Here is a 21,803-nt window from a genome sequence, read left to right on the forward strand (position 1 = left end):
GTTGTGTAATGAAGGGAAAACAACTGTCATGCCCGATTTTTAGGAATGTCGAATTAATGGGCGCAAATTCCTAAATTCGGAGGACTTCGAGGGTTCGTGTACTAGAAAATAATTTCTCCTAAATAGCTTTTCTATAAAATTATCCTTCTTAAGATTTCGGCTTTTTATCTCTCTTGCTTAATAGCTAGTAAAAGCATATAATCCGTATAGACTTATTGACATTAAAGGAAGTGCTTTTACTTGATTTCGCGTTTTTTCTCTTATTATCTACCACACCGGAAATTGTTCATCATTGATTTTTCCTGTGCGGTAATTGTTGCTCTTCTGGAGCTGGCGTTTCCGCTTGCCGTCCAGTGGTTTATCGATAGCCTGCTGCCTACTCATAACTGGCAGGCAATTGTCTGGGTCAGTGTCGGACTGCTTGCTCTGTATGTTTTAAGCACATTTCTTCAGTATATCGTCAACTACTGGGGTCACATGCTCGGCATCAACATCGAAACCGACATGCGCCGGCAGTTGTTTCAGCACGTCCAAAAGCAATCTTTTCGATTTTTCGACAATACCAAAACCGGCCATATCATGAGCCGAATTACGAATGACTTGTTCGATATTGGCGAGCTTGCCCATCATGGACCGGAGGATCTGTTCATCTCTGTCATGACTTTTGCCGGTGCGTTTCTGATCATGTTCACGGTAAATGTCAAGCTGGCGATCATTATTTTGATTGTTGTGCCATTTTTGATCTGGCTCATTTCTTACTGTAACTTAAAAATGAACGATGCTTGGAAAAACATGTACGGGGAAATCGCTGAAGTCAATGCCAGGGTCGAGGACAGCGTTTCCGGCGTGCGAGTCGTCCAGTCGTTTACCAATGAGGACTACGAAATCGGCCGTTTTAATACAGATAATCAGAATTTCCGCAAAGCGAAACTGCGTTCTTACAAAGTAATGTCCTACGGAACATCCGGCATTTATATGATGACGCGTTTCATCACCCTTGTGGTTCTTGTGGTAGGAGCATGGCTCAGTTTTACCGGGGAGCTTTCCTATGGACAGCTGGTCGGTTTCGTACTATATGTAAATGTCCTGTTTAAGCCAATTGATAAGGTAAGTGCGCTGATGGAATTGTATCCGAAAGGAATGGCCGGCTTTAAAAGGTTTATCGATTTAATCGACACGGTACCGGAGGTTCAGGATAAACAGGGGGCCAAAGCAATCAGCGGGCTGAAAGGGGGAATTCGGTTTGAGGATGTTTCGTTTAGCTATGAGCATTCCAAGCAAGTATTGAATCATATTGACCTTGCCATACCGGCTGGGGAAACGGTAGCTTTTGTCGGCCCTTCAGGTGCAGGGAAAACGACAATATGTTCACTGATTCCGCGTTTTTATGATGTGGATGAAGGACGGATTACGGTAGATGGCATGGATCTCCGTGATGTGACCAAACAATCCTTGCGGAACCAGATTGGTATTGTCCAGCAGGATGTGTTTTTGTTTACCGGCACTTTAAAGGAAAATATCGCATACGGCAAGCTGGATGCCACAGACGAAGAGATTGAAGCGGCTGCTCGCAAAGCGCATCTGCAATCATTTGTCGAATCGTTGCCGTTAGGATATGAAACACCTGTCGGGGAACGTGGATTAAAGCTTTCTGGTGGTCAGAAACAACGGATCGCGATTGCCAGGATGTTCTTGAAAAATCCGCCGATCCTTATCTTGGATGAGGCTACATCCGCCCTTGATACGGAGACGGAGAAGATTATTCAGCAGGCACTGAATGAGCTTGCAGAAGACAGGACAACCTTGATTATTGCCCATCGTTTGGCTACCATACGGAATGCCGACCGAATCGTCGTTGTGACGGAGAATGGAATTGAAGAAGAAGGCAGCCATGATGCATTAATGGCAAAAGGCGGCGTTTTTGCCAGCCTCAACAAGCATGGTTAAATGGAAGAAGGCCCTGGAATCTGGGGCCTTTTTTCTTTGCCAATCGAACCTTTAATCTTTTCATATCCATGCTAGGTGTGAGGTTTTATCACACGCTTCATTTAAACTTTGTCAGATTATCTTACATAGACGTAGGAATACCTCCTGCTGCCATGTATAATCGGAAATAAGATGTTGACGAATCTAATTAGCGGCGGTGAGTGAATGGAACAGGACACATCTTATAAAGAAAGAAAAGTGATCACTATCGGTGTGGTCAGTGAATTGACAGGCCTGTCCGAAAGGCAGATTCGCTATTATGAAGAGCGCAAATTGATTTTTCCGGAACGGTCGCACAAAGGGAACAGAAAGTATTCTTTTGCAGATGTGGAGCAATTGATCGATATAGCTAATAAGCGGGAAGAGGGCGTGCAAACATACGAAATCAGGCAGGATATGTTGAAGGAAAAACGCAAGGAAGAGGATAGAAAGATACGCAAAGAAATGATGCGCGGCCAGATAAATGCTCGGTTCGGTGTACAAAAGGATGGGGGAAGGAATTGAATTGCTAGAAGCCCGCCTTCATTATAGAATCAATATTAACAGAATATTTTAATAATACAGTAATCGGTTAATTGATTCTTTGAGGCGGGGTGATGCAATGGGGTTAACGGCATATGACATTGTGAATTTGCCAGTGATGGGAACCTCGGCGGTTAAAACAGGAGAAGATCTGCTTGGCTGGAAGCAGGTAGAATGGATTTCGGTGATTGAAGGTCCGGTAGAGAATTTTGTCCGGAAAAACGAATTCGTTTTAAGTACTGGAATTGGTTGTGAAGAACAACCGGAAAAACTCGAACGGTTTGTCCTGGATGTAATCAAATCCGGTGCTTCCATGTTGGGGATTGCAACGGGCAGGTATGTGTTCAACATCCCGGATCGAATCCTTTCGCTGGCAGCAAACCATCAATTTATCATTTTGGAAATGCCGTGGGAAGTCCGTTTTGGAGATGTCCTGCAAAGTGTGCTGCAGGAAATCAACAAGCAAAAACAAAGACAAAGGCATCAGGCGGAAGAGGTCAGGAAACAATTGATTGGCAGCGTATTGCTTGATGAAGGGTTGGAAGCGATAACCGAAATCGTCTATCAACATATTCAAGTGCCCGTCGCTGTCCTGTATGAAACGGGAAGTGTCCGTTGTCAGTGTGGCTTTGCCGAGGAGGAGGTCCTGTTTGAGCATGCCGAATCCGATCAGCAAAATCGTTTTTCTACACCGATTGGAATTGTCGACGACCATCCTCTGTATCACCATCTGGAACCCGGAGTAATCAACGGACGGCCGTGTTACCGTCTTGCGATACAAAATAATCATAAAGTACAGGGGTATCTACTGTTTCAGCCGGAAATCGGTCAACAGCTGAATTGGTTCCTGATGAATGTGTTGGAACATGCTTTGACGGCATATGCCCTTCATTTTGCCAAAGAGGACGCCGTGGAAATGGCAGAAATCCGGTTGAAGGATAACTATGTTCTCGATTTAGCCAAAAGCGATAATCCTGTTTCGGGGCCGTTGATTGCAAAAGCGGGATTGCTTGGTTATGATTTATCCTTACCATACACTTGCCTTGTCGGAAAAATCTCTTATAAAAATCAGGTCGGTTTTCACAATGACGGACCGAAAAATTCTTCGCTGCAAAGCTTGAATTTTAACCTGCAGAAAGAAATCATCAATGCAGGAACTGTGTTGAAAAAGCGAACGATGGCCACTTTTGAAAATGGGGAAGCGATTATTTACCTCGAAGATGATCAAGCTTTTTATTACAAAGCAGCCAATCAGTTTTTGGATATTATCGAAAGACGGTTGTTTGAGTTTTTACCAATTTCCGGTATCACTTGGGGCATTGCCAAACATGATCAAGGCATTTTCTGTTTCCGGGAAAGCTACCAGGAGGCCAAAACCGCGCTGGAAATCGGACAAAAACAACACGGTCCGGGGGGAAGAACTTTTTTTGAAGATACGAGAATCAACCGGTTATTAATGCGTTTTGCGGATGATGGAGCGATAGCAGATATAGTCGAACAAATTGTCTTCCCGCTAGTCGAATATGATAAAAAAAGAAAGACTGATTTAATCCGGACTTTTCTTGCGTACAATCAGCATAAAGGGAATGTCAGTCAGGCAGCGCGTACTTTGAACTTACACAGGCAATCCTTGCTTCACCGGCTGCGCAATATCGAATCATTGACACAGCTGTCTCTGGTGGATCCGGATGACTTGTTTTTGCTGGAACTGAGTGTGCGGATATGGATGATGAAAAAATAGAAGATTGTACCCGAGCCTTCCACAATGGAAGGTTTTTTCTATGGAAATGGAACGTGCACCATCCCGTTTGATTTGGGCTATATAAGTCCTTGGCATGTGTCAGGTTGTATAATCGGGAGCTTTTCAAAATCATACACCCTGCACATCGCAGCCTGCCACTCGGATGAATTATCATAATAGTATGAAAATAATCATTTTGAGGAGGGGTAGGATTGCTTCCCTTTGATATCCTGGAGTATCAGAAACGGCTGTCAGAAACGAAACGGCAAATGGAAGCACAAGGCATCGAGGTATTGCTCGTCACCGATCCGGCTAACATGAATTATTTATCCGGTTACGATGCCTGGTCTTTTTATGTTCACCAAATGCTCGTAATCATTTTGGACCAGCCCCAACCGTTATGGATAGGAAGGCATATGGATGCAGCTGGCGCCAAATCCGGAACCTGGATTTATGATGAAAATATCATCGATTACCCGGATTACTATGTTCATTCCACAACCCATCATCCGATGAAATTTATCGCAGAGATTCTGAAGCAAATCGGACAGGGGAACCGACGAATCGGTGTAGAAATGGATAACTATTATTTCACGGCCAAGGCTTTTGCCCAGTTGGTCAGCCGCTTGCCGGACGCAGTTTTTCAAGATGCCGATCTGCTGGTCAACCATATTCGGTTAATCAAATCAGAGCAAGAAATCGAATATATGCGGAGAGCTGGAAAAATCGCAGAACAGGCAATGAATAAAGGGATAGACACAATCAAACCAGGCGGAAGGCAGTGCGATACCGCTGCTGAGCTGTACTATCATATGGTTGCAGGTACGGAACAATTCGGCGGGGATTATCCGGCAATAGTGCCTTTTCTTCCGACAGGAGAGAATACGGCCGTTCCTCATCTGACATGGTCGGATGATGCGTTTCAGGAGGGTGAAACGGTCAGTATTGAAATCGCTGGATGTTACAAGCGATACCATGTTCCATTGGCGCGGACCGTAGCGGTAGGAAAACCAAACGACAAAATCCTGACAATGGCGGCATATGTTACAGAAGGGTTGAATGAAGTCCTGCAGAAAACAGCACCCGGCATGACCTGCGAGGAAGTCCATGATATCTGGAAGCAATCGATACAACGGCACGGCATTACCAAGGAAGCCAGACTCGGCTATTCGGTCGGGTTGAATTATCCTCCTGACTGGGGAGAGCATACGGCGAGCCTTCGAAGTGGCGACCGTACCGTTTTACAGCCTAACATGACGTTCCATCTGATACCGGCGTTATGGTTCCATAATTACGGAGTAGAGATTAGCGAGACGATACGAGTGACGGAAAATGGCTGTGAAACGTTTACCAACTATCCAAGGGAAGTAATCATTCGGGATCCTTTGTTTCTGAACCCATCCGATGGAAAAATCAGCTGAAAAGTGGAAAAACCTAAAGGAGGAATTGTGATGACTGAAGCTAGAAAAGGGACACAGGCTATTTGGGCTGGGGAGCGGGATTCGCTGGCCTTTGGGGCAACGCAAGTACCTGTCGTCCACAGTGTATCGTTTGGATACGATGATATGGATGAATGGTATGAAGTGGCAGTGGGCAATAAGCCGGGACACATTTATGGTCGGAACACGAATCCAACGGTGCAGGCTTTCGAGGAAAAAATCCGTTGTTTGGAAAACGCGGAGGCGGCTACCAGCTTTTCGACCGGGATGGCTGCTATCAGCAATACGCTGGGGACCTTCCTTCAGCCCGGTGACAGAGTGGTTTCCATCAAAGATACCTACGGTGGCACCAATAAAATATTCACTGAATTCCTGCCCCGCCAGCAAGTAGAGGTGATTCTCTGCGAAACGGGTAACCACGATGCCATCGAGAACGAGATAGCGAAAGGCTGCAACGTGCTTTACTTGGAAACGCCGACGAATCCGACGGTGAAGATAACCGATATAAAAAGAATGGCAGAGGCGGGGAAAAGAGCCGGTGCACTGGTAATCGTCGATAATACCTTTGCGACGCCTATCAATCAGCAGCCGTTACAGCTTGGAGCTGACTTGGTGATCCATAGTGCGACCAAATTCCTCGGCGGCCATGCGGATGCGCTCGGCGGTGCACTCTGTGGCAGCAAGGAATTGGTCGAACAAGTTTATCACTACCGGGAAATAAACGGCGCTACTTTAGATCCGATGGCGGCCTATCTGCTGCTTCGCGGAATGAAAACATTGAAGCTGCGGGTGGAAAGACAATGTGAAAATGCCCTGGCTGTCGCCAAGTACTTGCAAACAAAGGAGTTGGTTGAGTCTGTTTACTATCCGGGGCTGGATGATCATCCAGGACATGAGATCGCTTCCCGGCAAATGGAAGGATATGGGGGGATGCTCAGTTTCGCGGTGAAAGGCGGTGTGGAAACAGTGCGGCATTTGCTGCCAAAGTTGAAGTACGCCAATCGGGCGGCCAACCTTGGATCGGTGGAAACGATCGTGGGACCTTCCCGAACGACCAGCCATGTCGAGTGTACCCCGGAAGAACGAGCGGCGATGGGTATACCGGAAGGGTTGATCCGCTATTCTGCAGGGATCGAGGATATTGAAGATTTACTGGAAGACTTGGAACAGGCCATTCAATCGTTGCCGAAAGATGTGCTGGTGAACAGCTGAGGGAGAGGTGGAACGATTGTCCGGTAACGAGCAAAACCTGAAAAAGAGAGCGGCAGGGATAAAGGAGAGTCTGATCGGCTGGCGGCGCCACCTCCATCAATTCCCTGAATTAAGTTTCCAGGAGGAAGAGACGAGTGCTTTCATAGCCACGTGTTTGGAACAGCTGCATGGAATCGAGATACAAAAGGGGATTGCTGGTCATGGGATTATAGCCGTTTTAAGGAATGGGGATGGGCCGGTCATCGCCTTGCGTGCAGATATGGATGCATTGCCTATTCAGGAATCAACCGGTCTTCCTTTTGCTTCGAAGCGGGACGGAGTGATGCATGCGTGTGGACACGATGCACACACTGCCATCCTGCTCGGTGTTGCCCGGTTGCTGGCGGAAGACTATCAATCCGGAGTGCTGCCTAACGGAACCATCAAGTTTCTTTTCCAGCCTGCGGAGGAAGATACCGATGAATTTGGGTTGACCGGAGCACCTTATTTTCTGCAAGCGGGCGTGCTCGATGATGTGGAAGCAGCACTTGCCCTGCACATGTGTCCATGGCGAAAAACAGGGGAATTGCAAGTGCATTCCGGTCCGAGCATGGCGAGTGTTGATAATTTTAAATTGACGATTAAGGGGGATGGAGGACACGCCGGTTATCCACACCAGACAATCGATCCGATATGGATAGCTACCCATGTACTGCAAGGGATCTATGGGTTGACAGGCCGAAGAGTAGACCCGCTTGGCGTTGCTGCGTTAAGTGTGGGCGGGATCAATGGTGGAACAGCTTTAAATGTCATTCCCGACCAGGTCACTATCAAAGGGACAGTCAGAGCTTATACAGAAAAGGTACGGCAGCAGCTGATCGAAGAGTTGGAAGCAGTGGCTGCTACAGCCCGTCTGTTTGGCGGCTCTTACCAGCTGACAATCGAGAAAGGGGAACCTGCACTAGTCAATGATCCGGCTTTGGTGGCGTTATATAAGGAAACAGCCCGGTCACTTTTTCCTGCAATGGGCATTTATGAAGCGCCATTTGGGATGGGGGGGGAAGATTTCAGCCACATTGCGGAAAAATTGCCTGCTGCGATGGCGTTCCTTGGTTGTGGGTGGGAGGATCAGGACAGCCACCCGCTCCACAGTCCCCTATTCGAGGTAAATGAAGAGGTACTTCCAATCGGTGTCGCGTTACTAACCGGAGCGGCTCGTAGATTGCTGCAACAGTGACTATTTAAAAATTCGAAAAGAAAACCGAACGAATTCGAATGCTTAGAATTTCGAATCATCGTTCGGTTGTTTCTTTGTGGACAGCCCGTTTCCATCCTTTAGCTGTTCTGAACCCTGCGCAGTAATTCATGGGCTTTTTCTCCGGCAAGTGCCGCTAAGTCTTCCCATGTTTCATCCCGTTGTAAATCAAGTTCGACGATTTTTTTTGCCAAATCTACTGCTTCCTGATTAATCATGGATCGATGCTCCTTTTTGCATGGTTTTTTTCTCAGAGGCTTTCTGAGTCAACCGGAAAACTGCTGCAACGTCCGCGTATTCATCCGCCAATTCACTGATCGTTTTTTGATAGATTTCCCTGTCGTGGATGCTGACAATCCCTTCGACTACCAACTGTTGGATTACTGCCTGTTTCTGCTTGTTGACCGCTTCTCTCAAAAAGGCCATTCCAACGCTCCTCCGTCGTGAATTTATCCCTATTTTAAAAGATGCTTAGCACATTGACAGTAGTTAAGTGAGAAAATCTAACATGGTTTTTGCTCTTGGGCATGTAGGAAGCGATTCTTTCTGGTTGAGGGGGGCAGAAGGCCAAGCCATGCTTCATGATTTTCTGGTTTGCCCGTGATAAGATGAGGAGAAAGATACGATAAGGGAGTCTTACCATTGAGCAGACAACAAGATTTCACGGAAGGTAATATAGTAAAACAGATGCTGGTATTTTCGGCTCCGATTATTTTTACCAATCTGCTGCAGGTTTCGTATCAATTCACGGACAGCTTATGGGTAGGGAATCTGCTGGGTGGAAATGCCCTTGGAGCAGTTGCTGTTTCCAGTACGGTCATCTTTACTATCTTATCTTTTATTATTGGAATAAATAATGCCACGTTGACGATATTGTCGCAACAGAAAGGGAAGGACAATCAGGAAGGATTGAAACGGTACCTGAATGCTTTCGTAGTTGTGCTTACGGCGATGGCAGTAGTTCTTGGAATAGTGGGTTTCAGCTGGGCAGGAGCGATTCTTCGTTTGCTGGGAACCCCGGAAGCCATGATGGAAGATGCCATTACGTATTTGCGGATAAATGCGTTAGGTATCCTGTTTTTACTGGGCTACAACTTTATTGGAACGGTGCTGCGCGCCATTGGGGACAGCCGGACGCCGCTTCGGTTTGTCATGATTGCCGTTGTTCTCAATATCTTTTTGGATCCCTTACTGATCAGCGGATTTGGATTAGGAGTGAATGGGGCTGCTTATGCGACGATTCTTTCCCAGGGTAGCGCCTTTGTATATGGAATTTATTATGTACTGAAGCATCAACTAGTACCGTTCTCCGTCCCCAAGCTGCCAAAACGTGAAGAAGTTTTGTTGATTTTGAACCTTGGTGTACCATCCGGCTTGCAGATGTCTGTCATTTCGGCGGGAGTAGCGGCGATCATGAGTGTCGTTACTTCTCATGGAGAAGCGGTGGTCGCCGGTTTCAGTGCCGCACAGCGGCTGGACAGTGTCATCATGCTTCCTGCCCAGGCTTTGGGAACTGCGGTCAACAGCATGGCCGGTCAAAACATCGGTGTACGCAAATGGGACCGGGTAGGCAAAATCACCAAATATGGGCTGCTTTACAACCTGGCGATCATGCTTGTGCTGGCTTTAATATTGGTGTTGCTGGCTGAAGTTGCTATCAAACTGTTTATTCAGGAGTCGGAGCCGGTCCAATTTGGCAGCGAGTATTTGCGGATCGTTGCATTCTTTTATCCTTTTTTGGGAATCAATTTTATCTTGAACGGAACCGTGCGTGCGGCTGGAGCAATGTACCAGGTGCTGATTTTGAATATTATTTCTTTCTGGGTATTGCGTTACCCATTGACCTACCTTTGTTCAAGTATTTGGGGAGAAACAGGTATTGCCTTAGGTATGGGTATCAGCTTTGTGATCAGCAGTCTCTTTGCGTTCCTTTACTATCGTTATGGGAAATGGCGGGAGAAAAAATTGTTCCAGGACAAGGAAAGTGGCAGCTTGGAAAAGAAACAGGATGAAAATTGAGCAAGCACCACTTCTGGATAGGGACACGGGCAAGCTTGTCAAAGGTGCGGTTTTCGGTACTCGATTGCAAGGGTGTCGTGAATCCGTGACCTTATTCTTTTCAGTTTTTTGGATTGTTGATTCACGTGAAACATGTAAAGAAATGTTGTTTTTTGGATAATAATGGGCAAACCAGACACCACCATGGGTGTCTGGGTTTTTAAACATCACGAATGGTAATTATCCGCGAAAATTGCCATGGCATCCCGCATGAAGCTTGCCAGGCCGGAACCGAATTGGTCAATATTTTTCGTGAACCGCTCATCATCGACATACATTTGTCCAAGCCCCTTGAAGGCTTCTGGGGAATAGCTGCCCATTTTGTTCAACAAACGGAACCATTCCGCAATGGCAGTCTGCACCTCAGTCGAAGCAGGGTCTTTGTGGCGCAAACCGGCAAGGTTACGGTAGATTCGGTTCATTTCTTCCCCTAATGTCTGCTGCTCTTCTTTCGTCATCCTCCCGATTTTTTGATTCGAGTCATCGACAGCCTTATCTCCCCACCTGTCTCTTGCTTCTTGCTCATACGGGTTGCGGCTGAAATCAAACCCGGCAAATTTCTCTTCGTTCGTCATTTCGATCTCTCCTTTTGCCGATTGAATTGTCTGTTCGACCAATGCAATCATATTATCGAGCCGGCGCCTTTTTTCCAGCAGCATGCTATGCTGGGTTTCCAAGGCTTCCTGGCGGTTGAAGGAAGGGTCGTTTATTATTTCGCTGATCCGTTTTAACGGAAATCCGAGTTCCTTGTAAAAGAGAATTTGCTGAAGCCGTTCCAAATCGTTATCAGAATAGATTCTATATCCTCCGGATGATGTGTCTGCAGGAGTCAGCAATCCGATTTCATCATAATGATGGAGTGTGCGCACACTGATACCGACTAAATCGGCGACTTGTTTCACTGTCATTCCCATGATAGGAACCTCCCTTCATTTATAACGATAAGCTATCACGTAACGTGAGAGTCAAATCTTTTTTCATTTTTTATCTTTCAAAAAGATAAACGCTGACTTTACGCTGCGGAAATAAACTACGCTTTCCGCGGGCGGCTGGTAAGCTTCCTCGAGCTTGCGCTCTCCGGGGTCTTACCGAGGCCTTTCCTCCCGCAGGACAAGGAACGCTTCGGCAGCGAGACATCGCACGAAGGAAATCGGTTTGTATTTTCGAGGAGTCTTCGTTTATTTCCTTCGCTGATCGTGAAATCAATTGTAAAATACTATATAGCTTAATGAGTACCTGGGTCTGCAAACAAAAGAAAAAGGAACTCAGTGAGTTGCCTGCTATGGATAAACTGTAGTCCGTTGTCGTTGTTTTTGGGTGGTGTTTGCTCTTATAATACCTATATAAAATGATTACGGAGAAGATGGCTAATGGATGTAAAATCAACACCGCCGAGTATCACCAGTGTTTGCCTGCTGGCGGGAAAAATCATGCTGCAGAGCGGGGCTGAAACACACCGCGTAGAAGATACCATGCAACGGATCGCGGCTTCATTCGGTAAGACAGCTTCCCAAAGCTATGTAACGCCTACGGGGATTATTTTTTCGATAAACGGAACCGATCCAACGAATTTCATGCGAATATCCGAACGCTCGACTGACTTGCATAAGATTGCCGATGTCAACAGTATATCGCGACAGGTGACAAACGGCGAGCTTTCCATGGCTGAAGCCAATGAACAGTTAAAACAAATCGATCAGGACAGTTATAGCTTTTCGCTCTTTTTCCAAATAATTGCCGCTGCACTCGTAAGCGGATGCTTTGCGATTATGTTCGATGGCAGCTGGCTTGATTTCATACCGGCGATGTTGGCGGGTGCAGCCGGTTATCTGGCCATGGAAAGATTTCATGAGTGGGTGGAGATCCGGTTTTTCGCAGAGTTTTTAGCCTCATTAATAATCGGTTTGCTGTCCCTACTGTTTATTCAGCTTCAGCTTGGTGCCGAAATGGATAAGATTATTATCGGTGCGGTAATGCCGCTCGTACCAGGACTGTTGATAACCAATGCTGTCCGCGATTTGATGGCCGGGCATCTCGTAGCTGGTTTATCAAAGGGGGCAGAGGCACTGCTTACAGCATGTGCAATCGGTGCTGGGATCGCTGTCGGGATTTCATTTGTTTGATAGAAAGGTTTGAATCATATGGGAGAACAACTGATCACCAGCTTTATAGCAGCCGCAGGCTTTGGCGTGCTTTTTAATGCACCGCGAAATACATTGATTCAATGCGGAGTAGTCGGGATGCTCGGATGGATACTGTATTATGGCTTGGCTGCAGAGGGGACTGATGCGGTGCCGGCAACGCTCGCAGGCGCTTTTTTGGTCGGAGGATTGAGTCAAGTATGTGCAAAATATTATAAAACACCGGTCATCATTTTTAATGTTTCTGGTATTATCCCTTTAGTGCCGGGTGGTCTGGCTTATGACGCAATGCGCAACTTTGTGGTAAATGATTATAATGCCGCCGTCCAGCTTGCTGCAAAAGCAGGTCTTATTTCCGGTGCGATTGCCATCGGACTCGTTTTTTCCGAAGTAGTCAACCAGGTGATTAAAAAAACAGGTAAGAAGCGGATAATGAAGTAATTAGCAGGAAGGGAAGAGCATAATCCGTTCTAGCATTTCCCGATGTTTTTTAATCTTGATAAGTTAAAATAGGTGCATGGAACATAAATGATTAAGGGATCTCAAGAAGGTCCCTTTTCTTATAGTTAAATATGAAACAAACATGGCATGGAAAGAGGGGGAAATCATGGAATTCATCGGAGTCCTGATCCCGATTTTTGGTGTATTTTTGTTGGGGTTTATCGGACAAAAAGTATGGAGGTTTGAATTAAAGCCCATATCGACTATCGCAATTTATCTAATGTCGCCCTTTTTAGCATTTCGGACGTTCTATCAAAACGACATAACGCTGGACTACGTTTATTTGAGCATCTATTTAGTTGTGTTATGCGCTTTATCCATCGGGTTTTGCTATATCCTTGCTTTCTTCAATCGATGGGACAAAAACATGACAAGCGGCTTCATTCTTGCTTCTGCGTTTATGAATAATGGGAACTACGGCGCCCCGTTGATTTTATTGATTTTCGGGGAGGAAGGCTTTCGGTATGCCGTCATTCTGATGGTCCTGCAGCAGCTGATCATGTGTACGGCTGGTATTTATTATGCTGCCAAAGGAAGCGAGAGCGGGGAACAGGCATTTTCTCCCTTAAAGGAAGTAGTCAAAGTCCCGATTGTGTATGGTGCCGTACTAGGCCTGTTATTCAATTGGATGCAATTAAATATAGGAGACCAAGTGATGTCTGCAGTCAGTATGGTAGCAGATGCGACAATTCCGACGGTCATGATCGTTCTAGGCATGCAGCTTGCCAATATTTCGTTAAAACAATTGGCTTACGGTAAATTGGCAGCATCGCTTTCCATCAAGTTGCTTCTTGCTCCGGTTATTGCTTTCACAATTGCTTTCTTTTTACCTGTCGACGACATGGTCAAAGCCATCATGATTTTGACTGCTGCTACCCCAACAGCCGCAAATACGACGATTTACGCCCTGCAGTTTCAGACAAAGCCTGGATTTGTATCCAGCGCTACATTGCTTAGTACATTGCTTAGCATTGTCACGATTCCGTTGCTGATGCTGCTAGTACTTTGATCCACTTATACAAGCGTTGACTCGGACCTGTTAAAAACTTACAGCCGTTAAAAAGCAGCTTTCTGTTTACACTACGGAGTGACAACGGAGGTGGAATGGTGGTTTATGACTGCATCATTATTGGCGGAGGTATAGCGGGGCTGCAGGCGTCGATTCAATTGGGGCGTTATCGAGACAAGGTGCTGGTAATCGATGCCGAAGATGGACGTTCCAGCCTTTGCCGCTGTTACCACAACATTCTGGGATGGCCGGAAGGGATAAGCGGTGCTACATTGCGCCGGACCGGGAGGCGGCAGGCAGAAGCACTGGGTATTGAATTTGTCGAAGAAACGGTGGAGAAGGCATCAAAACAAGCAGAATCTTTTTGTGTGGCAACCGAAGAAAATGTCTATCAATCACACACCCTCCTGATTGCTACCGGCATCAAGGATCATTTGCCGGCATTTGATGCGTTAATTCCCTGTCTCGGCATAAGCGTTTATATATGCCCTGATTGTGATGGGTTTGAAGTGCTGGATAAGGAAGTGATCGTCATCGGGTCCGGAAAGGCTGGAGCGGGAATGGCACTTGCTTTGACAAATTGGAGCAATCAAATTCACCTGATCAATCATGGCCAACAGCTGATTGATGAAGAAATGCAAAGCAAGCTCAATGAATACGGTATTCAAACGTTCACCGAGCAAATTGCTGAGATTGAGGCGGAAGGAGATCAATTCAGAGGTGTGAAGCTGCTTGACGGAAGTTCTCTGGAGGCGAACCATGCTTTTGTGGCAATGGGTGGAAACGAAGTTCGTTCCCAGCTTGCTGAGCAGCTAGGCGTTGAGCTTTATAAAAACAAGCACATTCTCGTGGACCCACGTACCAAAATGACAAATGTGGAGAATGTGTTTGCTGCCGGTGATATCGTCGCCCATTCGGAACAAGTGACGATTGCGATGGGAGATGGCATGCAGGCAGCCATTTGGATCCATAAAAAAATAAAGCAACAGCACTGAAAAAGGCTGTCCCACAAGTAAAAAGCTTATGGGGCAACCTTTTTTCTATAGACTCTGTTAAAGTTTAATGTTGGTAATGATAGAAAAATGGTACTTTCATAAAATAGGTTGTGATTTTATTAGAAATACGGTCACTTTTGAGGTTTAGGCAAGAAAAATGAGCTGCCACCCATTAAAAGCCCACCCAAAATAGCAAGTATTGTACCGATTACAACCCAATGGGTCATTAAAAGAGTCGATAAATATATTCCTAATAGTAATAAGAATAACCCAGCAAAAAATAATGTTTTTACTTTTTTCATTAATTGTTATCCGCCCTTCAAACCATTTATGCCGCAATGTAATTTCAAATTTAAGTATTTCACCCTATACTTGAATAAGGATAATAAATATATAAAAAAATAAAGCACCGCCTAATATCCATATCATTTCTAAGCGTATAAAAGAATTCGATACACTTCGATTTTTTATTTCAGCAATAATCTTGGCAACATTTAGATTGATCGGCAAAAAATACATAGAAAAAAGGAGTCCCCCTGCAAGAGAAATACTAAAATGAGTAATTGCCGTATTAGATGTTAGTTCTACTATGAAAATCCCAATTATAAAAATAGGAACACCAATCCATAAATAGAAAGTAAGTACTAATAAAACCAACGCCATTAAGATCAACATAAAGTTTCTTTTAAGCACATTTGTATAGGTTTGGAAATACAAACTCATAATAATCTTCCCCTGTTCTTTGTTTAACTATTGCTACCCGTTAGTTTAAATACAATATTTCACAAACATGCTTATTTTTTAAATGTTTTTATCCAATTTCAGCTCCGTTATAACCCATCAGAAATTCTAAAAATAACTCTTTTATCTGGTTGAAAACACTCCGATTTTACTTCGTGAATATATTTTCTTTGATAAACATAAACCACTAACCAAACAACTCTTCACAAACTACCTTAGGGCAAAGAAAATGGATCAAATTTGTTGTAACAAGATATTTTCCTATTATATTAGGTCCCTTATTTTTTCTATTTCATTTTCTAACGTCTTTCTTCTTTTACATAAATCTTCTTCTTCGTTTCGAAGCCTATTTAAATGACCAGTAAGTTGTCCAAACACCTGATTAATCAGTTCTTTGTCACCACAGTTATATGCTTCCTTTAAATTAAATATTATTTGAATTTCCCTTAGTGTTAGACCATATTCCTTTAATTCCTTGACCACTTGAAAATTCAAGACTTCTTTTTCACCATATTCTTTATTATTATTTATCCACTTTGGATTAATAAATTTTAAGTCTTCATAATGACGAACAGTGTCCTTTGTTGTATTGAGTAAATTTACGAACTCTCCAATTTTCAAATCTGACCATCCCTTTCCCAAAAAACATTGACATGGGGTTAACCCCATATATTTTAATAATCTTATAACATTTTTTATTGGAGGTATTTCGATGACTTTTTTGTTTTGGATTAGTACTGCCCTTACAGTTATTTACGGATTTCTTACTTTGGTAAGTGGAGCCTTTCAATTTAAAGCAAGAAAAATACCAAGGTGGTCTGCATTAGTTTTAATAATACTAGGTGGCGTTATCTTGACTTCTACCTTATTCATTCTAAATAATCCAAAAGTTATCATAATTATAATCCTTTGTTTTTTGTTAATGCACACTATTGCAATAGTAAATGGAATTCATTTGCATGGAAAAATTAATATCAAACATCATATTATTCGATTTTCTTTTTCAATTGTTATTATCATCTTATTTATTATCTAATCCAATTTACATCTCCTTTATTTTATTCTTTTTTAACCTGCCTCGTTAGTTGAATAAAGAAATAACCTTCATGCAGTAAACTTAGGTAATCCAAGTGTATCATAGTTTCCTCATTTGGAAGTAAATCCCTTTTTATTTTATTGGACCTCATTACTTGTGATGAATGCTCTCTAATACTCGAACTGGGCAGGTAATTATTTAAGTGCTTTGTTGACCTATCATCCATCCTTCCATTCTTCGTGGGTATTCCGAAGTTCCCCTGCGCTTTCCACTTCACCACCACCAAACCCATAAACAGAAAAATTGTAAGCGCATAATCATTTCCGTTGTGCAACGGAAAAACAATGTGTGTTCATGAAAGCGCTTGTAAAATACAATAAAGGCAGATACAAAATAACCAACATCTTAGGAGGAATTATAGATGAAACGTATATTGCTCGCATGTTCAGCAGGAATGTCCACTAGCTTATTGGTATCGAAAATGAAAGAAGCAGCAGAGGCAAAAGGAATCGAAGCTGAAATTTGGGCTGTTGCACAGGATAAAGCACCGAAAGAAATGGAGCGTGCCGATGTTCTGTTGATCGGGCCGCAAATGCGTTTTATGAAAAAGAAATTTTCGAAAACAGCAGAAGAAGTCGGGATTCCGCTCGATGTCATCGATCCTATGTCCTACGGCAGAGTCGATGGAGAAGCTGTTTTGAATAAAGCATTGGAATTAATGGGTGAATAACAGCTTAATTAGATTAAAGCGGAGCCCGTTTGAATCAGCTAAGCATAAAGCGTTTAGCTGCAGGCAGGCCGCTTTGAAAAAAAGGGGAGAGTAATATGAACAAATTCATGGAGGTTTTAGAAAATATTCTGATGCCGATAGCGGATAAATTAAATAACAACCGTTATCTGACTGCATTGCGAAATGGTTTCATGGTCGCTTTGCCGTTCATCATTTTCGGTTCCATTTTCGTTGTCATTGCCAATTTTCCTTTCCTGGACCGTTGGATAAGTGATAGCGCCTATGAAGCATATCAAGCTGCCTTAGGGCCAGCATCTGCTTCCACCCTAAGTATTATGGGCTTGTTCGTTATTTTGGGGATTGGCTATAAGTTGACGGAACACTATGGGGGCGAGTCGATTTATGGTGGCGCGGTTGCCCTGGCATCCTTTTTGATTCTTACGCCACAGGTCATCGAGTTTGAAGTAAATGAAACAATTGAACAGGTAGGCGGAGTTATTCCGACAGCCAGCTTGGGAGCAGAAGGAATGTTCCTTGGTATCTTCACTGCTTTCATTGCAGCAGAATTGTACCGGTTCTTCGTAGAAAAAGATTGGACAATCAAAATGCCGGCCGGCGTACCGGAAGCGGTATCCCGTTCCTTCAGTGCGCTTATTCCGATTACATTGACCTTGTCCACTTTCCTGGTTGTCAGAATTATTTTCAGTTACACACCATTCGATACGGTGCAAAATTTCATTTATACCTTGATCCAAGAACCGCTGACAGCACTTGGAAGCGGACTACCGGCTACATTAGTGGCGGTACTGTTGATCCAGTTGTTCTGGTTCTTCGGCTTACACGGTCAGATTATCGTAAACTCTGTTTTTGATCCAATTTGGTACGCGTTGAACAACCAAAACCTGGATGCCTTCAATGCCGGCCAGGAACTTCCGAACATTGTCACCAAACAGTTTATCGATACCTTTATTGTTGGAATCGGCGGTTCCGGCATGACCTTGGCAGTTATCCTCGGAATCTTCCTGATCGGTCGAAGCCGACAATTAAAAGAGTTAGGTAAATTGGGAGCTCCAGCAGGAATATTCAATGTAAACGAGCCGGTGATATTCGGGCTTCCAATCATTATGAATCCATTGATTATTATCCCTTGGCTGATCGCACCAGTTATCGTTACGTTCATCACTTATTATGCAATGGCTTCCGGTTTGGTACCTTATCCAAATGGCGTTATTGTACCATGGACAACGCCGACCGTGTTGAGCGGATTCCTGGCGACGGGAAACAGCTGGCAAGGCGGGGCATTGCAGTTGTTCAACATTGCTGTCGTGTTTGTCATTTGGTGGCCGTTCCTGAAAATCATGGATAAACAATATTACGAAAATGAACGTTCTGCTGAAGACCAGCGAAATGAAAGTGTCAACATGTAAATCATTAACTTGAGACTTAAAGGTGGAATAACCGATGGATAACATAACAGAAATCGCATTTCAAATCATCTTGTATGCAGGAAATGGTAAATCGAGTGCCATGGAAGCTATTCAGGAAGCCAAAGAAGGGAATTTTGCCGAAGCCGACCGCCTCATCGAAGAAGCTGGTGAGGAGCTGGGCAAAGCGCACGGTTATCAAACTAAATTGCTTCAAGCGGAAGCAAGTGGGGAGGGGGCTTCTGTGAATGTGATTCTCATCCATTCACAGGACCACCTGATGACTTCCATGACAGTTAGGGATTTAGCCGTAGAAATCATCGAAATCTATCGAAACAAGTAGCAGGAGGTAATCAACATGGCTGTTCAATATAAATTTCCAGAAGGGTTCTGGTGGGGAAGTGCTACATCTGCAACACAGATTGAAGGAGCGGCAAAGGAAGGCGGCAAAGGCAGGAATATATGGGACGAATGGTACGACAAAGAGCCAAACCGTTTTTTTGAAGGGGTAGGACCCCAGACGACTTCTGACTTTTACCACCGATACAAGGAAGATGTCCAGCTGATGAAGCAAATCGGCCATAATACATTCCGCCTATCGATTTCATGGTCCCGTCTTATCCCTGGTGGCCGAGGAGAAGTGAACCAGGAAGCAGTAACTTTTTATAACAACGTAATTGATGAATTGATTGCCAATGATATTGAACCGTTTGTCAATCTGTATCATTTTGACATGCCGTTGGAGCTGCAAAATGAAGGAGGTTGGGAAAGCAGGGATGTAGTAGATGCGTATGAAGCATATGCTAAGCAAGCATTTCGTCTGTTTGGCGACCGCGTCAAGAAGTGGTTTACATTCAATGAACCAATCGTGCCGGTTGAAGGCGGCTATCTATACGACTNCAATCATTATGAATCCATTGATTATTATCCCTTGGCTGATCGCACCAGTTATCGTTACGTTCATCACTTATTATGCAATGGCTTCCGGTTTGGTACCTTATCCAAATGGCGTTATTGTACCATGGACAACGCCGACCGTGTTGAGCGGATTCCTGGCGACGGGAAACAGCTGGCAAGGCGGGGCATTGCAGTTGTTCAACATTGCTGTCGTGTTTGTCATTTGGTGGCCGTTCCTGAAAATCATGGATAAACAATATTACGAAAATGAACGTTCTGCTGAAGACCAGCGAAATGAAAGTGTCAACATGTAAATCATTAACTTGAGACTTAAAGGTGGAATAACCGATGGATAACATAACAGAAATCGCATTTCAAATCATCTTGTATGCAGGAAATGGTAAATCGAGTGCCATGGAAGCTATTCAGGAAGCCAAAGAAGGGAATTTTGCCGAAGCCGACCGCCTCATCGAAGAAGCTGGTGAGGAGCTGGGCAAAGCGCACGGTTATCAAACTAAATTGCTTCAAGCGGAAGCAAGTGGGGAGGGGGCTTCTGTGAATGTGATTCTCATCCATTCACAGGACCACCTGATGACTTCCATGACAGTTAGGGATTTAGCCGTAGAAATCATCGAAATCTATCGAAACAAGTAGCAGGAGGTAATCAACATGGCTGTTCAATATAAATTTCCAGAAGGGTTCTGGTGGGGAAGTGCTACATCTGCAACACAGATTGAAGGAGCGGCAAAGGAAGGCGGCAAAGGCAGGAATATATGGGACGAATGGTACGACAAAGAGCCAAACCGTTTTTTTGAAGGGGTAGGACCCCAGACGACTTCTGACTTTTACCACCGATACAAGGAAGATGTCCAGCTGATGAAGCAAATCGGCCATAATACATTCCGCCTATCGATTTCATGGTCCCGTCTTATCCCTGGTGGCCGAGGAGAAGTGAACCAGGAAGCAGTAACTTTTTATAACAACGTAATTGATGAATTGATTGCCAATGATATTGAACCGTTTGTCAATCTGTATCATTTTGACATGCCGTTGGAGCTGCAAAATGAAGGAGGTTGGGAAAGCAGGGATGTAGTAGATGCGTATGAAGCATATGCTAAGCAAGCATTTCGTCTGTTTGGCGACCGCGTCAAGAAGTGGTTTACATTCAATGAACCAATCGTGCCGGTTGAAGGCGGCTATCTATACGACTTTCATTATCCGAATGTTGTTGATGCCAAAAGGGCTGCACAAGTTGCCTATCATACGGTAGTGGCACATGCGAAGGCAGTGGAAGCGTTCCGTACCTTCGAAATCGAGGATGGGAAGATCGGCATTATTTTGAATTTGACACCTTCTTATCCAAGAAGCCAAAACCCGGCCGATCTAAGAGCTTCCCGCATTGCTGATCTTTTCTTTAACCGGAGCTTCCTCGATCCTTCCGTGTTAGGAGAATATCCGCGGGAATTGATCGATATTTTAGAAGAGCACGGCCAGCTGCCGGTGACAGAGCCAGGCGACAAGCAATTGATCAAAAATAACACGGTAGACTTGCTTGGTGTCAATTACTATCAGCCTCGCCGTGTCAAGGCAAAGGAAACGTTGCCTAACCCGTACAGTCCATTTATGCCAGAATGGTTCTTCGATCATTATGAGATGCCAGGCCGTAAAATGAACAAGTATCGTGGCTGGGAGATTTATGAAAAAGGCATTTACGATATCATGATGAACCTGAAAGAAAATTACGGGAACATTGAATCCTTTATTTCCGAAAATGGTATGGGTGTACAGGATGAAGATCGTTTCTTGGAAGATGGACAGATTCAGGACGATTATCGTATTGAATTTATCAAAGGACACCTGGAATGGCTTCACAAGGCAATAGAAGAAGGTGCCAACGCAAAAGGCTACCATTTATGGTCTTTCATGGACAATTGGTCCTGGATGAATGCTTATAAGAATAGATATGGATTCTTTTCCGTGGACATCGAGACTAAGGAAAGAACACCAAAGAAAAGTGCAGGCTGGATCAAACAAGTTGCAGAAAATAACGGATTTTGATCTCGCTGCGACTGACTAGCGGAGACGCAGCGGAAACAATCAACCCCGCTGCGTCTCTTTTCGAATTTCGCCGGGACTG

At 44.4% G+C, this 21,803-nt stretch carries 22 protein-coding genes and 2 pseudogenes; 18 read left to right on the top strand and 6 right to left on the bottom strand.

What is annotated here, in order from left to right; translation table 11 throughout:
- Positions 1-240 precede the first annotated feature (240 nt).
- From BN1067_RS05385 to BN1067_RS05410, 6 genes are all read left to right on the top strand, one after another.
- The gene (locus BN1067_RS05385) at positions 241-1,947 is read left to right on the top strand and encodes an ABC transporter ATP-binding protein (RefSeq protein ID WP_053217868.1); all 1,707 of its coding nucleotides are present in this window, start codon (positions 241-243) and stop codon (positions 1,945-1,947) included.
- A gap of 204 nt (positions 1,948-2,151) precedes the next feature.
- The gene (locus tag BN1067_RS05390; RefSeq protein ID WP_053217869.1) at positions 2,152-2,490 is read left to right on the top strand and encodes a MerR family transcriptional regulator; all 339 of its coding nucleotides are present in this window, start codon (positions 2,152-2,154) and stop codon (positions 2,488-2,490) included.
- 97 nt (positions 2,491-2,587) lie between these two features.
- On the top strand, positions 2,588-4,249 hold the full coding sequence (locus BN1067_RS05395) for a PucR family transcriptional regulator (protein ID WP_053217870.1): 1,662 nt from the start codon (positions 2,588-2,590) through the stop codon (positions 4,247-4,249).
- A gap of 212 nt (positions 4,250-4,461) precedes the next feature.
- Positions 4,462-5,670, top strand: a complete 1,209-nt coding sequence (locus BN1067_RS05400) for a M24 family metallopeptidase (protein WP_110943335.1) — start codon at positions 4,462-4,464, stop codon at positions 5,668-5,670.
- A gap of 30 nt (positions 5,671-5,700) precedes the next feature.
- Positions 5,701-6,900: a cystathionine gamma-synthase family protein gene (locus tag BN1067_RS05405; RefSeq protein WP_053217871.1), complete on the top strand. Its 1,200-nt coding sequence runs from the start codon at positions 5,701-5,703 to the stop codon at positions 6,898-6,900.
- Between the two features lie 7 nt (positions 6,901-6,907).
- Entirely contained in the window at positions 6,908-8,116 is a 1,209-nt protein-coding gene (locus BN1067_RS05410; protein ID WP_234400633.1) for a M20 metallopeptidase family protein, read from the top strand.
- 98 nt (positions 8,117-8,214) lie between these two features.
- Here BN1067_RS05410 and BN1067_RS19770 read toward each other — a convergent pair whose 3' ends face one another.
- On the bottom strand, positions 8,215-8,352 hold the full coding sequence (locus BN1067_RS19770) for a hypothetical protein (RefSeq protein ID WP_199868472.1): 138 nt from the start codon (positions 8,350-8,352) through the stop codon (positions 8,215-8,217).
- Positions 8,345-8,560, bottom strand: a complete 216-nt coding sequence (locus BN1067_RS05415) for a hypothetical protein (protein ID WP_053217873.1) — start codon at positions 8,558-8,560, stop codon at positions 8,345-8,347. The genes BN1067_RS19770 and BN1067_RS05415 overlap by 8 nt, the downstream gene beginning before the upstream one ends.
- Positions 8,561-8,776: 216 nt before the next feature.
- On the opposite strand from BN1067_RS05415, the gene BN1067_RS05420 reads away from it, so the two are divergent.
- On the top strand, positions 8,777-10,153 hold the full coding sequence (locus BN1067_RS05420) for an MATE family efflux transporter (protein ID WP_053217874.1): 1,377 nt from the start codon (positions 8,777-8,779) through the stop codon (positions 10,151-10,153).
- Positions 10,154-10,359: 206 nt separating this feature from the next.
- Here BN1067_RS05420 and BN1067_RS05425 read toward each other — a convergent pair whose 3' ends face one another.
- On the bottom strand, positions 10,360-11,106 hold the full coding sequence (locus BN1067_RS05425; protein ID WP_053217875.1) for a MerR family transcriptional regulator: 747 nt from the start codon (positions 11,104-11,106) through the stop codon (positions 10,360-10,362).
- Between the two features lie 456 nt (positions 11,107-11,562).
- On the opposite strand from BN1067_RS05425, the gene BN1067_RS05430 reads away from it, so the two are divergent.
- The 4 genes from BN1067_RS05430 to BN1067_RS05445 all read left to right on the top strand — a co-directional run bounded on the left by BN1067_RS05430 (position 11,563) and on the right by BN1067_RS05445 (position 14,838).
- Positions 11,563-12,315: a threonine/serine exporter family protein gene (locus BN1067_RS05430; protein ID WP_053217876.1), complete on the top strand. Its 753-nt coding sequence runs from the start codon at positions 11,563-11,565 to the stop codon at positions 12,313-12,315.
- An 18-nt stretch (positions 12,316-12,333) separates the two neighbouring features.
- A complete protein-coding gene (locus tag BN1067_RS05435; protein ID WP_053217877.1) occupies positions 12,334-12,774 on the top strand; it encodes a threonine/serine exporter family protein in 441 nt (146 codons plus the stop codon).
- 166 nt (positions 12,775-12,940) lie between these two features.
- Positions 12,941-13,843 (top strand): AEC family transporter, encoded by a 903-nt coding sequence (locus tag BN1067_RS05440; RefSeq protein ID WP_053217878.1) that lies wholly within the window; start codon positions 12,941-12,943, stop codon positions 13,841-13,843.
- Between the two features lie 98 nt (positions 13,844-13,941).
- The gene (locus BN1067_RS05445) at positions 13,942-14,838 is read left to right on the top strand and encodes an NAD(P)/FAD-dependent oxidoreductase (RefSeq protein ID WP_053217879.1); all 897 of its coding nucleotides are present in this window, start codon (positions 13,942-13,944) and stop codon (positions 14,836-14,838) included.
- A 131-nt stretch (positions 14,839-14,969) separates the two neighbouring features.
- On the opposite strand, the gene BN1067_RS19775 is transcribed toward BN1067_RS05445, so the two are convergent.
- The 3 genes from BN1067_RS19775 to BN1067_RS05455 form a co-directional block, all read right to left on the bottom strand.
- A complete protein-coding gene (locus BN1067_RS19775; protein ID WP_199868473.1) occupies positions 14,970-15,140 on the bottom strand; it encodes a hypothetical protein in 171 nt (56 codons plus the stop codon).
- A 64-nt stretch (positions 15,141-15,204) separates the two neighbouring features.
- The gene (locus BN1067_RS05450; RefSeq protein WP_053217880.1) at positions 15,205-15,561 is read right to left on the bottom strand and encodes a hypothetical protein; all 357 of its coding nucleotides are present in this window, start codon (positions 15,559-15,561) and stop codon (positions 15,205-15,207) included.
- A 282-nt stretch (positions 15,562-15,843) separates the two neighbouring features.
- On the bottom strand, positions 15,844-16,200 hold the full coding sequence (locus tag BN1067_RS05455) for a MerR family transcriptional regulator (RefSeq protein ID WP_053217881.1): 357 nt from the start codon (positions 16,198-16,200) through the stop codon (positions 15,844-15,846).
- An 836-nt stretch (positions 16,201-17,036) separates the two neighbouring features.
- On the opposite strand from BN1067_RS05455, the gene BN1067_RS05470 reads away from it, so the two are divergent.
- The 7 genes and pseudogenes from BN1067_RS05470 to BN1067_RS05500 all read left to right on the top strand — a co-directional run bounded on the left by BN1067_RS05470 (position 17,037) and on the right by BN1067_RS05500 (position 21,724).
- Complete coding sequence (locus tag BN1067_RS05470) at positions 17,037-17,345, top strand: PTS sugar transporter subunit IIB (RefSeq protein ID WP_053217883.1); 309 nt, start codon at positions 17,037-17,039, stop codon at positions 17,343-17,345.
- Between the two features lie 95 nt (positions 17,346-17,440).
- Positions 17,441-18,772, top strand: a complete 1,332-nt coding sequence (celB, locus tag BN1067_RS05475; protein ID WP_053217884.1) for a PTS cellobiose transporter subunit IIC — start codon at positions 17,441-17,443, stop codon at positions 18,770-18,772.
- 34 nt (positions 18,773-18,806) lie between these two features.
- Complete coding sequence (locus tag BN1067_RS05480; RefSeq protein ID WP_053217885.1) at positions 18,807-19,112, top strand: PTS lactose/cellobiose transporter subunit IIA; 306 nt, start codon at positions 18,807-18,809, stop codon at positions 19,110-19,112.
- A 15-nt stretch (positions 19,113-19,127) separates the two neighbouring features.
- Positions 19,128-19,694: pseudogene (locus tag BN1067_RS05485) on the top strand (glycoside hydrolase family 1 protein); the annotation flags it as partial.
- Positions 19,657-19,980: pseudogene (locus BN1067_RS20685) on the top strand (oligo-beta-mannoside permease IIC protein); the annotation flags it as partial. The pseudogenes BN1067_RS05485 and BN1067_RS20685, both read left to right, overlap by 38 nt.
- A 34-nt stretch (positions 19,981-20,014) precedes the next feature.
- On the top strand, positions 20,015-20,320 hold the full coding sequence (locus BN1067_RS05495; RefSeq protein ID WP_053217885.1) for a PTS lactose/cellobiose transporter subunit IIA: 306 nt from the start codon (positions 20,015-20,017) through the stop codon (positions 20,318-20,320).
- 15 nt (positions 20,321-20,335) lie between these two features.
- Complete coding sequence (locus tag BN1067_RS05500; protein WP_053217886.1) at positions 20,336-21,724, top strand: glycoside hydrolase family 1 protein; 1,389 nt, start codon at positions 20,336-20,338, stop codon at positions 21,722-21,724.
- Positions 21,725-21,803 lie beyond the last annotated feature (79 nt).

Origin of the sequence: Virgibacillus senegalensis (genome assembly GCF_000821245.2) — a bacterium.
Taxonomy (GTDB): domain Bacteria; phylum Bacillota; class Bacilli; order Bacillales; family Amphibacillaceae; genus Sediminibacillus; species Sediminibacillus senegalensis.